Here is a 19,906-nt window from a genome sequence, read left to right on the forward strand (position 1 = left end):
ATGCCCGCTCTCAGGTCCCGCACTGTCACCCACGGCAGGAACATGGCCGGCGCCCGCGCGCTGCTTCGGGCCACGGGCGTAGCGGGCAGCGACCTCGGCAAGCCGATCGTCGCGATCGCCAACAGCTTCACCCAGTTCGTGCCCGGCCACGTGCACCTGCGCGAGGTCGCCGAGGTGGTGGCCGGTGCGGTCAGCGAGGCGGGGGCCGTCCCGCGCGAGTTCAACACGATCGCCGTGGACGACGGCATCGCGATGGGCCACGGCGGCATGCTCTACTCGCTGCCGTCCCGCGAGCTGATCGCCGACGCGGTCGAGTACATGGTCAACGCCCACTGCGCCGACGCGCTGGTCTGCGTGTCCAACTGCGACAAGATCACGCCGGGGATGCTGCTCGCCGCCTTCCGGCTCAACATCCCCACGATCTTCGTGTCGGGCGGTCCGATGGAGGCCGGCAAGATCCCCGGCCGCAAGCTCGACCTGATCGACCCGATGATCGCCTCCGCCGACACGAGCGTGTCGGACGCCGACCTCCTGGCGATGGAGGAGAACGCCTGCCCGACCTGCGGGTCCTGCAGCGGCATGTTCACCGCCAACTCCATGAACTGCCTCGCCGAGGCGATCGGCCTGGCCCTGCCCGGCAACGGCACCACGCTGGCGACCCACAAGGCCCGCAAGGCCCTGTTCGAGAACGCGGGACGGCAGATCGTCGGCCTCGCCCGGCGCTACTACGAGGAGGACGACGAGTCGGTCCTGCCGCGGAGCATCGCCACCCGCGAGGCGTTCGAGAACGCGATGGCGCTCGACGTCGCCATGGGCGGATCGACCAACACGATCCTCCACATCCTGGCCGCCGCGCGTGAGGCGGGCGTCGACTTCGGGCTCAAGGAGATCAACGAGCTGTCGCTGCGGGTGCCGTGCCTGTGCAAGGTCGCCCCCGCGACGGCCAAGTACCACGTCGAGGACGTGCACCGGGCGGGCGGCATCCCCGGCATCCTCGGCGAGCTGGACCGGGCCGGCCTGCTCCACCGCGACCTGCCGACCGTGTCCTCCTCCTCCATGGCCGAGTACATCGCCAAGTGGGACCCGAAGTCTCCGGAGGTCACCGAGGAGGCCATGGAGCTGTGGCACGCGGCGCCCGGCAACGTGCGGACGGTCAAGGCCTACTCGCAGGACGCCCGCTGGGACTCCCTCGACCTCGACCGCGCCGAGGGCTGCATCCGCGACCTCGACCACGCCTACACCCGGGACGGCGGCCTCGCCGTGCTGTACGGCAACCTCGCCCAGGACGGCTGCGTGGTCAAGACGGCCGGCGTGGACGAGTCCATCTGGCGATTCTCCGGCCCCGCCGTCGTGTTCGAGTCGCAGGAGGACGCCGTCGAGGGCATCCTCGGCAACCGGGTCAAGCCCGGCGACGTCGTGGTCATCCGCTACGAAGGCCCCAAGGGCGGCCCCGGGATGCAGGAGATGCTCTACCCGACGAGCTTCCTCAAGGGCCGCGGCCTGGGCAAGGCGTGCGCGCTGGTCACCGACGGCCGCTTCTCCGGCGGCACCTCGGGCCTGTCCATCGGCCACGCCTCCCCCGAGGCGGCCGAGGGCGGCACGATGGCCCTGGTCGAGGACGGCGACATCATCGAGATCGACATCCCGGGCCGTTCGATCGAGCTCAAGGTGGCCGAGGACGTGCTGGCCGCCCGCCGCGAGCGGCTGCTGGCCGACCTCGGCGGCTACCGGCCGCGCGACCGGCACCGCCCGGTGTCGGCCGCCCTGCAGGCGTACGCCGCGCTGACCACCTCCGCCTCGACCGGCGCCTCGCGGGACCTGTCCCAGCTTTCGCGTTGATCGGCGCGTGACGGCTGCTCCCCCATACCGGGGTGGCAGCCGTCAGGCGTTGTCCTTCGGGAGACGCGCGGCGCGGGTCACCGCCCGTTCGCGGCGCCCGCGAAGCCGTCCAGCGCCGCCAGGATCTCCCGGCTCATGGCGTCGCCGCCGGTGTGGCCCGCGTCGTCCACGACGACCAGGCGCGCGTCCGGCCACGCCTGGGCGAGCTGCCAGGCGGTCTCCAGCGGTCCGCCCAGGTCGAGGCGGCCGTGGACGAGCACGCCGGGGATGCCCGCCAGCCGGTACGCGTCGCGGAGCAGCACGCCCTCCTCCAGCCACGCGGCGTTCGAGAAGTAGTGCGTGCAGATGCGGACGAACGCCTGCAGCGCCGGGGTGGGCCGGTCGCTGTAGGCGTCCGGTTTGCCGTTGACCTCGTGGGAGATCACCGCGTCCTCCCACGTCACCCAGTCGTGAACCGCCCTGGCCCTTACGCCGGGGTCGGGGTCGGACATCAGCCGCGCGTAGGCGGCGACCAGGTCGCCGTCGCGCCGGTCTTCGGGGACTCCCGAGCGGAAGCGCTGCCATTGCTCCGGGAGGAACCGGCGGACTCCCCGGTAGAGCCAGTCGATCTCGGAGCGGCGGGTCATCGTGACGCCCGCGATGACGATCTCCGACACCCGCTCGGGGTGGGCTTCGGCGTAGGCGAGGATGAGCGTGGATCCCCAGGACCCGCCGTGGAGCAGCCACCGCTCGACCCCGAGACGCTCACGCAGCCGTTCCATGTCCGCGACCAGGTGATGGGTGGTGTTGGTCGTCAGGTCGGCCGCCGGGTCGCTCGCGTGGGGCAGGCTCCGGCCGCAGTTGCGCTGGTCGAACAGGATGACGCGGTAGCGTGCGGGGTCGAAGGCCCGGCGCCGGCCCGGTGTGCAGCCCGAGCCGGGGCCGCCGTGGACGACGAGTGCGGGCTTGCCCTCGGGGTTTCCGCAGACCTCCCAGTAGACGAGATGGCCGTCGCCGGTGTCCAGATAGCCGTGGTCGTACGGCTCTATGGGGGGATGCACGCCGGAGAAACTACAGTGATCGCCATGGGCGGGGAAGCGGTTTTCCCCGGCGGCGGACGGGCCGTCGCCCGCTCACCCCGGTGCCGGCGTCCCCGCCCCGCACGGCCCGCCGGAGCGGCCCGCGTTCACGCGCTCGGTGCCCCGGGAGCGATCAGCTGTACGAGACCGACTGCACGCTGCAGTTGGTCATCCACGGGCCGGGATAGACCGGAGCAGTGCTGCAGCTCCAGGTGGCCGTCACCGTGGTGACGCCCGCGGGGATGCTGATACTGGCGGTCGAGCCCAAGAAGTCGTACTGGTGGCCTTCGCTGCACCTGCCGGAGGCGCCGACGGACGTCGTCCCGCTGGGCAGTGTGTGCGTGATCTGCCACGCGTGCGTGGCCGGGACCGCGACCACGGTGCCGGCCCCTCCTGTCCCGTACGGCGAGGCGCTGACGCTGGGGCCGATGGGATACCAGTCCCTGGTGTCCCCGAAACTGTTGTAGTTGGAGCAGTCGATCGTCGCCTGTAGCGTGATGGTGGACGCCATGGCCGGGGTGGGCGCGAGCGCCACGCTCAGCACGCCGGTCGTCACGAGCGCCGCACCGAGCGCGAGCACCCTCCTGGCCGAATTCACCGCGAACATCAAATGCCCTCTCCCGTCTCCGACAACAGCCACAGCGAATGCACCACCTCCCCTGGGCGCCGTCAATGACCGGCGTTTTCGGCGGGGCCGGAAGGCCTGGTCGTCCCGAACGCGAAAACCGCACGTCGCCGAGGACCGGAAAAGCGGTACCGGTCAGGTCCGGCCGTCATGACTCGGTATGCAGCGGGAATCGGGGAATTCGTGCCGGTGGCCCGCCGGAATTCCGCGACCGCGGAGATCGATGGGATTTCTGAACAGAGCCGGTTCGGTGAAAGATTCACAGCCGCGGACGGTCCGCGGGCGTGAGTGGCACACCCGCGGACCCGCCCGCCGGAGCGGACCGTGTCTAGCGGCCCTTGTGCTCCGCCTTCCGTGCCTCGGCGAGGAGCGCGATGAGCGCCTCGGTCACACGCAGCACTCCGGCCCTCGCCGCGTCGTCCTCGACATGCCTGTCCGCACGCTCGGCGAGTTGCCGCAGGTGGGCGATGGCAGGGGGCGCGTCACCGGCGAGACCGGCCCGCTCGGCGTGCCGGAGACGGTCCTCCAGGGAGGACGCGACAGGCCCGGCGATACGACCGGCGGCGGCGTACTCGCCGATCAGGTCGCGGATGTCGGAGTACCACGCGGGATCGCGGGTGAACGACCGGGGGATGTACCCGGCCTCGACGTCGGCGAGCGTCGTCCCGACGACCTCGTCGGCGTACGACCGCACGGTCGGGTAGAGCTCCGCGAGGCGCGCGTCGGCCAGTGGCACCGAGCTGCCGTCGAGGAAGCAGAAGCCCGGGCCGGTGTTGCTGCCGCTGTTGACGCGCAGCGGCGCCTCCTGCTGGGCCAGCCGGATGCCGCCGAGCGCGACGCCGAGGCCGTCACGCGCGACCGCCGGCGGAGTCGTGTTCGTCATCTGGATCTTGGGAGCCGCCGGGGGCCGCACGCCGTGGGCGACCCAGGCGACGGTGTGGTCGTAGACCGCGTTCTGCACCATGTGCTGCGGAATGCGGGACAACGAGGGCAGCGTGCACGTCTGCGGCTCGCCCGGGTAACCGCCGGGGTACGTGCCGATGTCACGCTTGCGCAGCGGTCCGTAGTCTCTGATGAGTTTCCAGTCGCCGTGCGACGCGCCGGCCACCTCCCAGCTGGTCAGGACCGCCGAGTCGGCCTGAGCGCGGGCCGCCGCCGACAGGATGCCGCTGCTCACGTCGCCCTCGGAGTTGATCCGGAACACCGGCGTCGCGAGGTCGGTGCGCAGCGGGCCACCGCCGCCGTGCAGGACGACCGCGTCGAGGACGTTCGCGAGCGGCTGGACGCCGTTGTAGTAGTTCGCGAGGCGACCGGCCGACTGCGAGTGGCCGGTGGCGATCACGTACCGGGGCGGGGGCAGCTCGCCGAGCGGGTCGGCGCCCGCCGGACTGCGGACGGCCTTCACCGCCTGACTGAAGATGTCGTAGGAGAGGCTGTCGTCGTTGATCGTCCCGCCCGCGGTCACGTCGAGGGCTCCGTAGCGGGCCGGGCTCCACGCCTTGAGTCCGGTCGCGGAGTGCACTCCGGCGCGCTGGGCGGAGACGCCGACCCAGGCGTACCCCTCCCGGAGTAGATGCTCGTGCGACTGGAACCAGTCGACCTCCTGGTCCCACTGATTGCTGACGTTGTACCACTCGGCGATCACGACCCCGTTGAACGTCCGGGCCTTGACCGGGCGGCGTACGACGATGCGCGTGCTGTACGGGTTGCCCATGCTGACGGCGGTCGCGGTGCCCGTGCCGGGGGTCGCGTAGCCCGTCGCCGTGCCGGAGACGAAGAACTCCTGCTCGACGTAGCCCGCCGCCTTCAGGTCGACGTCGGTGGCGAGGAACGGGTAGCCGTGCGCGGGATCCCCGACGGGGGTGGTGCGGGCGATCGGTCCCGTGAGCACGGGGTTCGCGACGCTGTCGCCGGTCGCGGTGGACGGGCGGGGCGCGGCCTCGCTCCGGGCGGGCCCGGACGCGCTCGCGGGAGCGGCGAGTCCGAGGGGAACGGTCAGCGCGCCGGCGAGGCCGAGCGCGGCGAGTCGTCGGTGAACGGTCCGGAGATTGGGAAGAAGAGCAGGCAAAACTTCACCTCGCTGCGAGAGGCCGGGTGGGGGGATCGTCCGGATCAGCGCGCTGTCTCTGGCGCAGAGACTAACTGTCAGATCGGACGAAAGATAGTCTTGCAGCTATCAAACTTTTTGCGAAAACAACGAAAGACGGTGGCGCTGCTTGCCAAACGCGCCAAACCCCGGCTCGGGCGCGGGCGACCAACCCCGACCGCCGTACAGGGAAGTAATGGCTGGCACGGCGGCGACATGATGCTGACCATCCGATAAGACGTTCGGAAAAATGTCAGTCCTCGTCGTTATTGTCGAGATATGGCCAACGTCATTCGGCACTCGCTGACCGCCGAGGAACTCGCCGCCCTCGCCCTGTCGCTCGCTCACCTCGGTGCCGGCCCCCAGTCGGTCACCGCCCGGCGCGGCCTGCGCCACGTCTTCGAGCACCTCGATCTGGACGACGACGTCATCGCCACGACCCTGACCACTCTGACCACCCCGCTGCCCACCGACGTCGCCCGCCGGGCACGGGCGGTGGCCAACGCGATCACCGCGCGCCTGGTGATCCGCATCCAGTATCACGACGCCGCCGGCCGGATGACCGTCCGCGACGTCGAGCCGGTGACCTGCCTGGTCCACGGAGAGTTCTGGTACCTGGTCGGCTGGTGCCGCATGCGCCGCTCGATCAGGGCCTTCCGCTTCGACCGGATCCTGGCGGTCGAGCCGACCGACCTGCCGGCCCGTCCCCACCTGCCGCAGCGCTACCTGCCGTTCCAGCGACGCGCGCGGGTCAGGCGCCCGTCCGCGGCCTGACCCCTGCCCTCACACGGCATGCCTCGGCCGGCAGGACCGGCCGAGGCATGCCGTGCGGCCCGGGGCGTGACGCCCCGGGCCGCACTGCCGTACGCGCGTCAGCCGCAGCAGCCACCGCCGCAGCAGCCGCCACCGCCTCCCGCCGGCCGGGCGGCGGAGGTCCCGGACGCCCTGCCCGTGACGGCCACGGTGGACAGCAGCTTCACGGTGTCGTCGTGGCCGGAGGGGCACACCGCCCGGTCACCGGCCTCGGCCATGGGACGGTTGAGCTCGAACGTCGATCCGCACGCGCGGCAACGGTAGTCATAGCGAGGCATGCGTCCAGATTACGACCCGCGACCGCCGTACGGCATCGGGCGGCGCCCGAATCACCCGAACTGGATGCTCGCGAAGTCCGTGACGGGCCGGAAACCGAGCCGCTGGTAGATGGAGTTCGACGTCGGGTTGCTCAGATCGGTGAACAGCAGCACCTCGGTCGCGCCGTCGTCGAGCGCCTTCCTGCTGGCCGCGTGGGTGACGGCGCTGCCGTATCCGCGCCCGCGCAGATCGGGCGGCGTGTAGACGGGCCCGATCCGGGACATCCCGGCGATCGGCGCGGAGGCCCCCGCGATGGACACTGGCCGGTCGTCGTCCTCCCACCAGACCAGTTCCTCGCGGTTGATACGCGCGGCGACGACCGGGCTGGGATCGGCCGTACTGTCCACGTGCGCCTCCCCCTGGAATTCCCGGAAGAAGCGCACGGCCATCGCCAGGTCGTCGGGGCCGGCGACACGGGGCTTCCCCGCCGCGGAGGGTGCCCGGAGCGCGCCGAGCCGGTAGAGGCGCTCGGACCGCCGGTGCGTCTCCGGCCGCCACCAGGCATCCGCGAACGCCTCCGCGGCGGCCACCGGACCGCCGACCTCGGACACGTCCTCATCCATCTCGATCAGCTCGCGCGCCAGCAGGGGAAGCGCCGTGAGCGGGACGTCGCCGAGCGCGAGCGGGTACGGCGGCGTCCGGCAGGCCGCCCCCGCCACCGTGCCGTCGTCCTCCTCCAGCCAGGCCAGCAGGCAGTCGCCGGCGAACTGGCCGCTGCGGATTCCGCGCAACGCGGTCAGCATGACCGTGTTGCGGACGGGATCGCGCAGCAGCCAGGGCTCGGCCGCCGCGGCATACTCCTCCACCTCATCGGTGATCGTCCAGCGCATGCCCGTCAGGCCGCCGTCTCCGACAGGTAGGGCGCCCACTGCGGATCGCCGTCGAGTTGCGCGCCGATGAGCCGCCAGTGCGCGCCGTGCGGCACCACGGGGGCGACGGGCAACGCCCACCCCAGCTCCTCCAGCAGCCTGTCGGCCTTCCGGTGGTTGCACGGCGTGCACGAAGCGACGCAGTTCTCCCAGGTGTGGGGGCCTCCCCGGGAACGCGGGATGACGTGGTCGATGGTCTCGGCCCGCTGGCCGCAGTAGGCGCAGCGGAAGTTGTCCCGGCGCATGAGCGCCGCGCGGGTGAGCGGGATCCGCGTCCGGTAGGGAATGCGGACGTAGCGCCGGAGCCGGATCACCGACGGGACGTCGAGCGTGCGGGTGGCCGAGCGCAGAACCGCGCCCCGGCCGTCGCGGTGCACGACGTCCGCCTTCTCTCTGAGCACCAGGATGACGGCCCGGTGCAGGGAGAGCGTGGTCAGCGGCTCGTATGTGGCATTGAGGAGCAGGACTTGGCGCATCAGCCGGCCTCCACAGCGATCTCGGCTGTGCGCCTGGGTTGTGGCCCCGCCTGTTGGGACCCGGGTGCTTCCGTCACAGGGACCTCCGCCGGACGGCCCAGCGGATCGTCACCACGGCACCGCCCTTCACCAAAGTGTGGCCTTTTCGGCGACCCCTTCGCCACCCATAAAAGGGTCTGCGAGGTGAACGACTGGGACGCCTGCTGCTTCTATGCCCAGCCGATCACCCCTTTATTCCCGTCTTGGCCGGGTACGGACGATGTACCGTCGCAGTCGCCCGGCTGATTTAAAGTGCCAGCATGAGCCGACCGCCGTACCCGCCAGCCCACCGTGACGACATCGTCGACGATCTCCACGGAACGCCCGTCCCCGACCCGTACCGGTGGCTGGAGGATCCGGACGATCCGGCGACGAAGGAGTGGCTCGACGCGCAGGAGATCCTGTTCCGGTCCGCCGAACTGGAAGGGCGCGACCACTTCCGCGAGCGCGTCGCCGAACTGCTGCGCTCCGGGTCGGTGGGGACGCCGTCCTGGCGCGGGGAGCGCCGCTTCTTCACCCGCCGGGCTCCCGACCAGGAGCACCCGGTCCTGTACGTCGGGGAGGGAGACGGCGAGCGCGTGCTGCTCGACCCCACCGCCCTCGATCCCTCGGGCCTGACCACGCTCGACTCCTACCAGCCGGACAAGGAGGGCAACCGGCTGGCGTACCAGATCTCCGTCGGCGGCGACGAGGAGTCGCGCCTGTACGTCGTCGACGTGGCGACGGGAGAGGTCGTCGAGGGACCGATCGACCGCTGCCGCTACTCCCCCGTGGCCTGGCTGCCCGGCGGCGAGGCGTTCTACTACGTACGCAGGCTGGCGCCATCGCTGGTCCCGGCCGGCGAGGAGCAGTACCACCGCCGCGTCTACCTGCACCGCGTCGGCACCTCCCCCGACGACGACGTGCTGGTCTTCGGAGAGGGCCTGGAGAAGACCAACTACTACGGGGTGTCGGTCTCCCTCGACGGCAGGTGGCTGTCGATCTCCGCCTCGCGGGGGACGGCCCCGCGCAACGACCTGTGGGTGGCCGACCTGGTCGCCTCGTCGCCCGAGGCGCCGGAACTGGTCACCGTGCAGCAGGACGTCGACGCCCAGACCGGGCTCCACTTCGGCCGCGACGGGCGGCTCTACGTCTTCACCGACCGGGACGCCCCGCGCGGGCGCGTCTGCGTCACCTCGCCCCAGACCCCCGGTCCGGAGCACTGGCGCGACCTGATCCCCGAGGACGCCGAGGCGGTGCTGTCCGACTTCGCGATCCTCGACGGCATGGCCGAGCCGGTCCTGCTCGTCGGCTGGACCCGGCACGCGATCGGCGAGATCTCCGTGCACGCGCTGGAGAGCGGCGAGCGGACCGGCGAGGTCCCGCTGCCGGGGCTCGGCTCGATCGGCGGGATCGTCGAGCGGCCGGAGGGCGGGCACGAGGCCTGGTTCAGCTACACCGACGAGATCACCCCGACCGCGGTGTACCGCTACGACGCGCTGACCGGCGAGACCACGCTCTGGGAGGCGCCGCCCGGCGCGGTGGAGGTGCCCGAGGCGACCACCGAGCAGGTGGTCTACCGGTCGAAGGACGGCACCGAGGTGCGCATGCTGGTCACCTCGCGCCCCGGCTCGGGGCCCCGCCCCACCATCCTGTACGGCTACGGCGGCTTCGGGATCTCAATGAACCCGGGCTTCTCCGCCACCACGCTGGCGTGGGTCGAGGCGGGCGGCGTCTACGCCGTCGCCCAGCTCCGCGGCGGCGGCGAGGAGGGCGAGCAGTGGCACCGGGCCGGCATGCTCGGCAACAAGCAGAACGTCTTCGACGACCTGCACGCCGCGGCCGAGCACCTCGTCGCCACCGGTGTCACCAGCCCCGACCGGCTGGCCATCTCCGGCGGCTCCAACGGCGGCCTGCTCGTCGGCGCGGCGCTCACGCAGCGCCCCGACCTGTACGCGGCCGTCGTCTGCTCTGCCCCGCTGCTCGACATGGTGCGCTACGAGAAGTTCGGTCTCGGGGCGACCTGGAACGTCGAGTACGGCTCCGCCGAGGCGCCGGAGGAGTTCGCCTGGCTGTGGGGCTACTCGCCGTACCACCATGTCCGCGAGGGGGTGTCCTACCCGGCCACGCTGTTCGCCGTGTTCGCCTCGGACACCCGCGTCCATCCCCTGCACGCGTGGAAGATGGCGGCGGCCCTGCAGCACGCGCAGGAGGGCGACCGCCCGATCCTGCTGCGCAACGAGACCGAGGTGGGTCACGGCGCCCGGGCCGTGAGCCGGTCGGTCGAGCTCTCGGCCGACCAGCTCGCCTTCCTGGCCCGGCACACCGGCCTGAAGGTGGGCTGATCTCAGCGGGGGAAGATGACGGTCTTGTGGCCGTCCAGCAGCACGCGGTGCTCCGCGTGCCAGCGGACGGCCCGGCCCAGCGCCTGGCATTCGAGGTCGCGGCCGATCGCGGCGAGGTCCTCCGCCGAGTGGGTGTGGTTCACCCGCGCGACCTCCTGCTCGATGATCGGCCCTTCGTCCAGGTCGGGCGTCACGTAGTGCGCCGTGGCGCCGATCAGCTTCACACCCCGGGAGTACGCCTGGTGGTACGGCTTGGCGCCCTTGAACGACGGCAGGAACGAGTGGTGGATGTTGATCATGCGCCCGGCGAGCTTGGCGCACATGTCCTCCGACAGGACCTGCATGTAGCGGGCCAGCACCACCAGGTCGGCCTGGTAGTGGTCGACCAGGGTGAGGATCTCCGCCTCCTGCCGCGGCTTGGTCTCCGGGGTGACCGGCAGGTGGTGGTAGTCCACGCCGGACGACTGGGTGAGCGGGCGCAGGTCGGGATGGTTGGACGCCACACCCACGATCTCGATCGGCAGCAGCCCCGAGCGCACGCGGTAGAGCAGGTCGTTGAGGCAGTGGTCGAACCGGCTGACGAGCACCAGCACCCGGGTCCGCACCGCGAGATCGAAGAGCTGGAACTCCATGGCGAACTCCGGCGCGAGCGAGGCGAACTCGGCCCGCAGCTCGTCGACGGCGAACCCGCTGGAGAACTGCACCCGCATGAAGAACCGCTCCTCGACCGGGTCGCCGAACTGCTGGCTCTCGATGATGTTGCAGCCCTTCCGGGCCAGCAGCCCGGAGACGGCCGCGACCACTCCGGGCCGGTCCGGGCAGGACAGGGTCAGCACGTATTCAGCGCTCATGCTCAGATCCTCGACAGGGGTGACGTATCGGGTTCAAGGGTAGGGCCAGCGACCCGGGAGGTGCGGGCAGGCGGGGACGGGACGACCGGCCGGCCTCGCGGATGCCGTCGAGCGGCTCCTCGGCACCTCGGCGTGACCGTCGTCCCCGGCCCCGTCACCCCTCCTTCTCGTGCCGCTCCAGCGCCGCGCGTACGTCGGGGTCGTCGGGGGCCAGGGCCAGCGCCCGGCGCAGGTCGGCCAGTGCCTCCCTGCCCCGGCCGAGCGCGTCGAGGGCGGTGGACCGGTTGAAGTACAGTGCCGCGTCCTCGCCCAGCTCGATCGCCCGGGTCAGGTCGTCGACCGCGCCCGGCGCGTCGCCGGTCTCGAACCGCAGGGTCGCGCGGTTCGCCCAGGCCGAGGCCAGCCGGGTGTCGGCGGCCAGCGCCGCGTCGAAGGCCAGGGCGGCCTCCGCGTAGCGACCTGCCTCGGTCTCCAGCTGCCCCAGCACCCCGTGCAGGTGCGCGTTGCCGGGGTCGAGGGCGAGCCCCGCCTCGACGTCGCGCCTGGCGGCCTCGTGCTCGCCGAGCATCTCCAGCACGCCGGCCCGGTTGACGTAGGCGTCGAGGTAGCCCGGATCGAGTTCGAGCACGTGGTCGAGGTCGGCCCGGGCGCCGTCCAGATCCCCGCCGGCCAGGCGCAGCTCGGCCCGGTTGTAGTACGCCTCGGGCAGCGGCGGGCTCACCCGGATCGCGGTCTCGTAGTCGGCCAGCGCCTCGCCGGTACGTCCCATCTCGAACAACAGGTTGCCCCGGTCGAGATAGTGGTCGGGGAAGCCCGGATCGATCGCGACGGCCCGGTCGAAGTCGGCCAGCGCCTCCCGCGTGCGGCCCAGGCGCGCGAGAAGCTGCGCACGGTTGGCGAACAGCACCATCCGGTGCACGGGATGGGCGCCCGGCGGCAGATCGCGCTCGGCCAGGTCGATGGCCGACTGCACCAGGCCGAGCGCATCGTCGGCCCGCCCCTCCCGCAGCTCGATCAGCGCGCGGGCGTTCTGGTCGAACCCGAGCTTGAAGGCCCGCGTCCGCCGGTCGGGCAGCAGCGTGGAGATCGCTATCGCCTCGTTGATCCAGGCCCTGGCCCTGACCAGGTCCCGCCGTGCCGGATCGCGTTCGCGCGCGTCGAGCATCGCCGTGCCGTACGCGGCGGCCGCGTGCACGGCGGGATCGACGCTGACCCGCCGGGCGTGGTCGTACAACTCCTGCGCGTGCGCGCGCCGGCCCAGCCCCGCCAGGGCGGTCGCGGTGCGCTGGGTGAAGCGCCACCACAGGTCCGAACCCGGCTCCACCAGCCGCAGGCCGCGCGAGCCCAACTCCGCGACCGCGTGCAGGAACCCCTCGGTGACGCAGTGGTCCACCGCCGCCCACAGCGCCTGCGCCGCGGCGTCCGTGTCGCCGCCGTGCTCCAGGTGGTACGGCACCGCGCCCAGGGCGTACTCCGCCGCGGCGGCGCCGGCCCTCAGCTCGGCGGCGCGCCGGTCGTGCCGGCGCGCGCGTTCCTCCGGCGGCAGCGACAGGTACGCCCGGTAGGCCCGGGGGTCGTCGGAGGTGCCGTCCGAGGCGACGTAGTCGTCGGGCGGCCCGCCCTGGGCCCGCGCCTCCACCGGCCGCATGCCCTCCCACGGCGGCTCGGCCGAGCCCACGGCCAGCGTCAGGCCGGGCACCCGGCGCGCGAGGACGCGCAGCAGTTCGCGGTCGGCCGGATCCGCCTCGTGCAGGTTGTCCACCAGCAGCGTCCGCGGTTCCTCCAGGCAGTCGCGGACGAACTCGGCGACGCCGTTGGCGATCCGCAGCGTGCGACGTGGCGCGGGCACGAGGATCCGCTCGTCTTCGGTCAGGCCGTCCTCGATGAGCCGGCGTCGCGCCGGCACCAGAGGGCGCAGGCCGGGTGCGACGGCGCGGATCTCGATGTCGTGTTCCGCCACCAGGCCCGGGGAACGCTCCAAGGCGACCGGGACGAGGGCGCGCAGCAGCGCGCCACCGATCGTGTACGGACCGCGTAGCCGACGGTGCCCGTTGACGACGGGCACCACTGGGGGCGGCACCTCCAAGGCGTGATTCCCCAGCGCTCGGAGGGCCGCTACGCGGTCGCGGGAGAGGTCTCCCCGGACCCAGATGTGGCTCGGGAGGTCCCTCACCCCTTGTGGATCACACTCGAGGTGCCGCTCAGCTTGGTCGTCCCCGGCTTACGGATAATGATCTTCTTCATCACGCCTCTTTCCCCACTCTTGCGGACAAGGCACAAGTATTCGCAGGGATCAGCTATCCGCCAAGGGATGGAAGCATTATCTATCGGGAGAAAAGCGGGGAGACCACGCCATTCAGCTGCTTCTCGATATAAATCACCACGTTGTCACCGCATACCTCGCGCCGCAACTCCCGCCAGCCGGATTTGCGGTAGAGCTCCAGCGCGGCGACCTGACGCAGGGTGGTGTCACCACGCAACGTCGAGTATCCGAGCCGCCGTGCCCGCTCCTCGAGCTCCTGCGTGATCCGCGCGCCGTAGCCGCGCCGCTGGTGTTCGGGGTGGACGCGCAGCCGGCACATCTCGGCCGTGTCGGCGTCGATGCGCCGCAGGCCGCCCATCGCGACGAGCCCCGCCCCGGGCACCTCTCCGACGAGGAAGTCACCCCCGGCCGCCAGGTAGATCTCGGTGATCCGGGGGAAGTCGTCGTCGTAGTAGACGCCGTCACCCGGCACCACACCCACCTGGGCCAGGCCGATCTGATGGAGGGACCACACCGCGTCGAGATCCGACCAGCGGTACCGCCGGATCCTCAGCGGCGCGATCCCGCTCTCCCCGCCTCTCACGGGATCTCCCGGCTCGAGATCACCCGCCAGCGCGTCTCCTGCCACACGTCCTCCTTGCTATCCACGTCACCCGACGTCCCGGATCAGCTCCGGCGGGATCGTGACGCGGCTCTGCTTGATCACCTCGCAGAATTCCTGCAACCGGGCGGAGTCGCCGTGCTTGGCCCTGATCGCCTTCGCCAGGTCGTACGCCGGTTTGAGCAGCAGGTCGGTCCGGTAGTCCTTGTCGACCAGGTCGATGGCCTCCTGACCCAGCTTGAGCGCTGCCTCGACGTCGCCGTCGATGAGCCGGCACATCGCCCGGTCGAACCGGATCAGGGTCTGGTCGAGCAGGTCCTCGTCCGTGTACTTGTCGAGCGCCTGCTGCAGGATCACGTCGGCCTCCACGGTCTGCCCCAGCTTCACCAGGACGTCGCCCTGGTAGAAGTAGAGCTGCCGCTCGGTGTAGCCGAAGGCCGGGTCCTCCCGGTCGCTGTCGCTCATCTGCTGGAAGGCCGCCCGGGCGCGGTGCAGGGCCCGCTTGGCCTGTTCGACCACCTCGTGCCGCGAGCCGTTGACGCCGGCGATCTTCGCCAGCGCCCTCGCTTCGACGACCGGCGCCATGGTCCGGGCGGCGCACGGGGTGTGGCCGGCCAGGTCGCGGCTCTTCTTCGCCAGCGTGAGCGCCTCCCGCGGGTCGCCGTAGTAGAGCGGCACCAGCGCCTCGCGGGCGGTGACCCAGGCACGCAGGGCGCGGTCTCCGGTCTCGTCCGCCGCCATCCTGCCGGTGCGGAAGAACGAGCGGGCCAACCGCTGGTCCCCCAGGTCGATCATGATCATCCCGGAGAGCCCGGCGAGCTGGGCGGCCATCCGGCACAGCCGCTCCTGCACGTCGATGGGCTGGCGGCGGTCCAGGGCCTTGCGCACCGCGGTGAACTCCAGCATGACGTCGCAGAGCAGCCGTACGGGCGGGGTGTTCATGTACTGCCGCCCGAAACCGGAAGTGGCCTGCTCCCACTGGTCGAGCATCGCCGGCGAGACGGTGGCCGTGACCATGGTTTCGTCCATACGCCGTCGGAGGTTCTCCACCGCGCCGAGCACCTCTTCGTTGAGCTCTTGGAGGCCAGCCGCCCCCACGGCGCCGCCGGCGAGGAGCCTCAATAGCGTCCTCCGTAGCACGTTCTCGTCCTCCTCGCCCCCGTTCATCGCGGGGGTTCCGCCGCCCGACGGGGCCGGCGCAACCCACGGAGCGGGTGAAGTGTCAGGTGTGTCCTCTTCTGGGGCTCCACTACTTAATTCGGCGAGGTGTCCGTGGCCGCAGATGCACGGGCTTTCGAACCCGAGGGCCAGCGGTTCCACCCGATAGACCGAGCACAGGTAGTGGAGATACTCCGGGCCGGGCCGCTTCATGCCCGACTCGTACGCGGACAGTAGCGTCTCTCCGATGCCTGGGACGCCTTTTCCGTCCCTCTCGAAGAGAGCGCGCACCTGCTCGATCACGTCGGCGAGCGCCACACCGTGCGAGAGGCGATGTGCCTTGATCCGGGTCGTGCCGAACTGTGGCCCGCAGTCGTTGTGGATCTCCTCGGCGATCTCGGCCAGGCTGCGCCCGGTGGCCAGGCCCCGCGCCCGGATCCGGCGCGCGATCTCCGTCTCCCTGTGTTGCCTGCCGGACATTCCGGCCCCTCTCTCGTGGCCGGCCGCGCTAGCAGCCCGTGGTCTCGAGCGGTCCTCACCTTGTGACGGAGAGTGACGCTGCCGTCGCACTCCGCCCACAACATAATGATGGACCATAGTTGGCGCAGCCAAGCCCCCAACCTGAACGTGCCGACTAAGGATCGTCTCCCGATAGGGGTTTTCTTTCAACCAACATGGGTTTTCCTTCACCTCGGCCGCTTGCCGCCCTCGTTGACCCGAGCACTTCTGTGAGCCATCTTTGGCGCACCAGAGTGAACAGACGGGAACGCAAAGTACACATTCCGCCCGCGAACGGAAATGAAGGAGGACCTACGGTGGGGGAGGACGATTTCCGGCGCCTGGAGCATCTGGTGGCCGAACTCGACGCCCGGGGCCTGCTCGCGCGAGTCGTGCGCACCCCGTCGGGCCGCGCCTACGTGCGCGTGATCAACCCCGACGCGACAAGCCTCACGGAGAACGTCGTCTGCCAGGCGGCCGACTACTGGTGGTCCTGGGGTGAGCGAATGCACCGGGCGGACGACCCCGCCGGAGCGGCCACGAAGGTGGCCCGTGTGCTCGCCGCGGTGAGCGAATAGGGGAAGGCGGCGGCCCAAGGTGAAAGCACGGTGAGAACGCAGTCGCCGTGGGCCGCCGCATCCACCGCGGCCTCGGGGGGCGGGCAGGACGCCCGGTGCGGAGCGTGGCCGTCGCGCCGCCCCGGCGCGACGGCGACGCTGCGGCGTCCCGCCCGCCCCGACCCGTCCGCATTCCGGCACGACCGGCGGGCCCACCGGCCCGCCGGCACCATGGACCGCCGTCCGGCCCCGTCGAGCAGGTGGGGCCGGGCGGTGATCGGGGGGGATCCCCCACTTGGAGAACGGCGACGGGCACGCTTCCGGGTGCGCGCCCGCGTCCTGCCACACCGTCACTGGAGCGTGTCCGGTCCGCCCTCCGCGGCCCCGGACGGGACGCGCTTCCGTCTTCCCCGGCGATGTGACGGAGGCCGGATCAGTCGGCAGTATTGGCTACGTTCATGACCTGCCGTTGAACCGATCCAGAGGGGGATCCACCTCGTGTTGCCGCTGTCACCCGCGACGCCAGATCCTGAGCCGACCGTTCTGGACCCCACGGAGATGGGGCAGCAGGTGATGAAGGCGTGTGAGAACAACGACGGCATCTTCTGCACCGTCTTGAACAGCGCCTTCCCGAAGAGGGACTTTCCGGCCTGGATGCAGCTCGTGGCGGGCATCGTGGACGTGCTGCTGCTGATCGCCCTGATCCTGGCCGGAGCGATGATCATCCGGAAGGTCGTGCACCGGCTGATCACCCGGCTCACCATGCGGGCCAGCGTCGGCGTGCTGCCGGAGCGGCTGCGCGGCAAGGCCGTGCTGACCAGCACGGAGGCCGCGGCGGCGATCATGACCGAGCGCCGCAGGGCACGCGCCGAGACGATGGGCTCGGTGCTGCGGAGCCTCGCGTCCGTCGTGATCCTCGGCACCGCGGCGTTGATGGTCTTCGCGAAGCTCGGGGTCGAACTGGCGCCGCTGCTCACGAGTGTCGGAATCATCGGCGTGGCGGTCGGCTTCGGCGCCCAGGAGCTGGTCAAGGACTTCATCGCCGGCATGTTCATGCTGCTGGAGGATCAGTACGGCGTGGGCGACGTGATCGACACCGGCGTGGCCGTCGGCACGGTGGAGGCCGTCACGCTCCGCATCACCCGCCTGCGCGACGCGGACGGCAAGGTCTGGTACGTGCGCAACGGCACGATCACCCGAATCGGCAACGAGTCGCAGGGCTGGTCGAGGGCCCTGGTGGACGTCCCGGTCCCGTACGACAGCGACGTGGCGACGGTCCGCGACCTGCTGACGGACATCGCCCACGACATGTGGGAGGACCCGGAGTACCGGGACACGGTCATCGTCGAGGAGCCGCAGGTCTTCGGCCTGGAGTCGGTGTCAGGCTCGTCCGTCATCTTCCGCGTCAGCGCGAGGACCGTGCCGGCGCGACACCTGGAGGTCGCCCGTGAGCTGCGCCTGCGGGTGAAGCGCGCCTTCGACGACAAGAGCCTCACCTTCGCCGCCTGACATTACCGATCGGTAGCTGGCCTAGGCTGAAATCGTGACCAGCGAGCAGACCCTGTCCTTCTATGAGGCAGTCGGCGGCGAGGAAACCTTTCAGCGGCTCGTCCACCGGTTCTACCAGGGCGTCGCGGAGGACCCCCTGCTGCGCCCGATGTACCCCGAGGAGGACCTCACCGGCGCGGAGGAGCGGCTGCGCCTGTTCCTCATGCAGTACTGGGGCGGCCCGAGGACCTACAGCGAGCAGCGCGGCCACCCCCGGCTGCGGATGCGGCATGTGCCGTTCGTCGTCGACGACGCGGCCCGCGACGCCTGGCTCAGGCACATGGGCGACGCCGTGCGCTCCCTCGAGCTGCCGGCCGAGCTGGACAAGCAGCTGTGGGACTACCTCGTCTACGCCGCCCACAGCATGGTCAACGCTTAAGCAACGGAAGCAGCGGGCAGCCAAAGACACATGGAAAAAACCCCCTGGTGGCGTGATGCCGTTGTCTATGAGATCTATGTCCGCAGCTTCGCCGACGCCTCCGGCGACGGTACGGGCGACCTGGCGGGAATCAGGGACCGCCTGCCGTACCTCGCCGAGCTCGGCGTCGACGCTGTCTGGCTGACCCCCTTCTACCCCTCCCCCATGGCCGACGGCGGCTACGACGTCGCCGACTACCGCGACGTGGACCCGTTGTTCGGATCGCTGGCCGATTTCGACGACCTGGTCGCCGACGCGCACGCGCACGGCCTGCGGCTGATGGTGGACATCGTGCCGAACCACAGCTCGTCGGCCCACCCCTGGTTCCAGAAGGCCCTGGCGTCCCCCAGGGGCTCCCAGGAGCGCGAGCGGTACATGTTCCGGGACGGCGGCCCCGAGGGCGGCGGAAGCGGCCACGGAGAGCCGAACAACTGGCTGTCCACCTTCGGGGGCCCGGCGTGGACCCAGGCGCCCGACGGCCAGTGGTACCTCCACCTGTTCGCGCCCGAGCAGCCCGACTTCAACTGGCGCAACCCGGAGGTGCGGGAGGAGTTCCTCGACATCCTCCGGTTCTGGCTCGACCGGGGAGTGGACGGCTTCCGGATCGACGTCGCGATGGGCCTGATCAAGGAGGAGGGGCTGCCCGACACGGACCCGGGCTTCGGGGCGAGGTCGCCCATCTGGAGCCGGCCGGAGGTGCACGACATCTACCGCGAGTGGCGGCGGGTGCTCGACGCCTACCCCGGCACCCGCGTCGCCATCGGCGAGGTCTGGACCGACTCGGCCGAGGACCTGGCGTTGTACGTGCGGCCGGACGAGCTGCACCAGAGCTTCAACTTCGCCTGGCTGGAGGCCCCCTGGTCGGCCACGGCCTTCCGCAAGGTCATCGACGACACGCTCAAGGCCGTCACCTCGCCGACCTGGGTGCTGTCCAACCACGACGTCGTACGGCACGTGACCCGCTACGGCGAGGGGTCGCTCGACCCGGGGGCCGGTCTGGCACGGGCTCGCGCGGCGCTGCTCGTCATGCTCGCCCTGCCCGGGTCGGCCTACCTCTACCAGGGTGAGGAACTCGGGCTGCCCGAGGTCATCGACCTGCCGCCGCAGGCGCGGCAGGACCCGATCTTCGCACGGTCGAACGGCGAGGTGCCGGGCCGCGACGGCTGCCGGGTACCGCTGCCCTGGTCGGGCACCGAGCCGCCGTACGGATTCGGGCCGGGCGGCTCGTGGCTGCCGCAGCCGGCGGACTGGGCCGACCTCACGGCCGAACGGCAGGCGGCCGACCCGGCCTCGACGCTGTGGTTCTACCGCCGGGCGCTGCAGACGCGCCGGGAACTGCGCGGCACCCTGCCCGACGCCATCACATGGCTGGAGTCGCCGGAGGAGACGCTGTTGTTCCGGCGAGGCCGCCTGATCTGCGTGATCAACTGCGGTGAGGGCGCGGTCGCACTGCCGCCCCACGACCAGGTGCTGATCACCAGCGGTCCGCTCGACGGCACCTCCCTGCCCGCCGACACCGCGGCCTGGCTGCTCGCGGGCTGACTCAGCCACGTCCCGGGGCCGGC

15 protein-coding genes and 2 pseudogenes are annotated in these 19,906 nt (G+C 71.1%); 7 read left to right on the forward strand and 10 right to left on the reverse strand.

Annotation, left to right across the window (positions count from 1 at the left end; genetic code table 11):
* A complete protein-coding gene (gene ilvD / locus HHX41_RS30155; RefSeq protein WP_182908659.1) occupies positions 1-1,839 on the forward strand; it encodes a dihydroxy-acid dehydratase in 1,839 nt (612 codons plus the stop codon).
* Positions 1,840-1,916: 77 nt separating this feature from the next.
* Here the strand turns inward: ilvD and pip are convergent, their stop codons facing one another.
* The 3 genes from pip to HHX41_RS30170 form a co-directional block, all read right to left on the reverse strand.
* Positions 1,917-2,879 carry a prolyl aminopeptidase gene (gene pip, locus HHX41_RS30160; protein ID WP_182908660.1) on the reverse strand — a complete coding sequence of 321 codons (963 nt, stop codon included), beginning with the start codon at positions 2,877-2,879 and terminating at the stop codon, positions 1,917-1,919.
* A gap of 151 nt (positions 2,880-3,030) precedes the next feature.
* Positions 3,031-3,504 carry a hypothetical protein gene (locus HHX41_RS30165; protein WP_182908661.1) on the reverse strand — a complete coding sequence of 158 codons (474 nt, stop codon included), beginning with the start codon at positions 3,502-3,504 and terminating at the stop codon, positions 3,031-3,033.
* A 346-nt stretch (positions 3,505-3,850) separates the two neighbouring features.
* Positions 3,851-5,590: an alpha/beta hydrolase domain-containing protein gene (locus HHX41_RS30170; RefSeq protein WP_182908662.1), complete on the reverse strand. Its 1,740-nt coding sequence runs from the start codon at positions 5,588-5,590 to the stop codon at positions 3,851-3,853.
* 297 nt (positions 5,591-5,887) lie between these two features.
* Here HHX41_RS30170 and HHX41_RS30175 point away from each other — a divergent pair, with 297 nt between their 5' ends.
* Positions 5,888-6,382 carry a YafY family protein gene (locus HHX41_RS30175; protein ID WP_169987615.1) on the forward strand — a complete coding sequence of 165 codons (495 nt, stop codon included), beginning with the start codon at positions 5,888-5,890 and terminating at the stop codon, positions 6,380-6,382.
* Positions 6,383-6,480: 98 nt separating this feature from the next.
* On the opposite strand, the gene HHX41_RS30180 is transcribed toward HHX41_RS30175, so the two are convergent.
* From HHX41_RS30180 to HHX41_RS30190, 3 genes are read right to left on the reverse strand one after another with little or no spacing between them, the layout of a single operon-like run.
* Complete coding sequence (locus tag HHX41_RS30180) at positions 6,481-6,699, reverse strand: zinc ribbon domain-containing protein (RefSeq protein ID WP_182908663.1); 219 nt, start codon at positions 6,697-6,699, stop codon at positions 6,481-6,483.
* A 51-nt stretch (positions 6,700-6,750) separates the two neighbouring features.
* On the reverse strand, positions 6,751-7,569 hold the full coding sequence (locus tag HHX41_RS30185; protein ID WP_182908664.1) for a GNAT family N-acetyltransferase: 819 nt from the start codon (positions 7,567-7,569) through the stop codon (positions 6,751-6,753).
* Positions 7,570-7,574: 5 nt separating this feature from the next.
* Entirely contained in the window at positions 7,575-8,084 is a 510-nt protein-coding gene (locus HHX41_RS30190) for an HNH endonuclease (RefSeq protein WP_169987607.1), read from the reverse strand.
* Positions 8,085-8,383: 299 nt separating this feature from the next.
* Between HHX41_RS30190 and HHX41_RS30195 the strand changes: the two genes are divergently transcribed.
* A complete protein-coding gene (locus tag HHX41_RS30195; RefSeq protein WP_182908665.1) occupies positions 8,384-10,447 on the forward strand; it encodes a prolyl oligopeptidase family protein in 2,064 nt (687 codons plus the stop codon).
* 2 nt (positions 10,448-10,449) lie between these two features.
* On the opposite strand, the gene purU is transcribed toward HHX41_RS30195, so the two are convergent.
* The 4 genes from purU to HHX41_RS30215 form a co-directional block, all read right to left on the reverse strand.
* Positions 10,450-11,298, reverse strand: coding sequence for a formyltetrahydrofolate deformylase (gene purU / locus HHX41_RS30200; RefSeq protein WP_169987603.1), 849 nt, complete (start codon positions 11,296-11,298; stop codon positions 10,450-10,452).
* A 154-nt stretch (positions 11,299-11,452) separates the two neighbouring features.
* On the reverse strand, positions 11,453-13,366 hold the full coding sequence (locus HHX41_RS30205; protein ID WP_310742259.1) for a tetratricopeptide repeat protein: 1,914 nt from the start codon (positions 13,364-13,366) through the stop codon (positions 11,453-11,455).
* 256 nt (positions 13,367-13,622) lie between these two features.
* A complete protein-coding gene (locus tag HHX41_RS30210; RefSeq protein WP_310742260.1) occupies positions 13,623-14,189 on the reverse strand; it encodes a GNAT family N-acetyltransferase in 567 nt (188 codons plus the stop codon).
* Positions 14,190-14,210: 21 nt separating this feature from the next.
* Positions 14,211-15,800 (reverse strand): M48 family metallopeptidase, encoded by a 1,590-nt coding sequence (locus HHX41_RS30215; protein ID WP_182908668.1) that lies wholly within the window; start codon positions 15,798-15,800, stop codon positions 14,211-14,213.
* A gap of 335 nt (positions 15,801-16,135) precedes the next feature.
* Here HHX41_RS30215 and HHX41_RS30220 point away from each other — a divergent pair, with 335 nt between their 5' ends.
* The 4 genes and pseudogenes from HHX41_RS30220 to HHX41_RS30235 all read left to right on the forward strand — a co-directional run.
* Entirely contained in the window at positions 16,136-16,396 is a 261-nt protein-coding gene (locus HHX41_RS30220; protein WP_030509616.1) for a hypothetical protein, read from the forward strand.
* Positions 16,397-16,933: 537 nt separating this feature from the next.
* On the forward strand, positions 16,934-17,884 hold the full coding sequence (locus tag HHX41_RS30225; RefSeq protein ID WP_169987597.1) for a mechanosensitive ion channel family protein: 951 nt from the start codon (positions 16,934-16,936) through the stop codon (positions 17,882-17,884).
* Positions 17,885-17,936: 52 nt separating this feature from the next.
* Positions 17,937-18,296, forward strand: a pseudogene (locus tag HHX41_RS30230) (globin); the annotation flags it as partial.
* A gap of 36 nt (positions 18,297-18,332) precedes the next feature.
* A pseudogene (locus tag HHX41_RS30235) lies at positions 18,333-19,415 on the forward strand (alpha-amylase family glycosyl hydrolase); the annotation flags it as partial.
* Positions 19,416-19,906: the final 491 nt, after the last annotated feature.

Origin of the sequence: Microbispora sp. H13382 (assembly GCF_014161445.1) — a bacterium.
Classification (GTDB): domain Bacteria; phylum Actinomycetota; class Actinomycetes; order Streptosporangiales; family Streptosporangiaceae; genus Microbispora.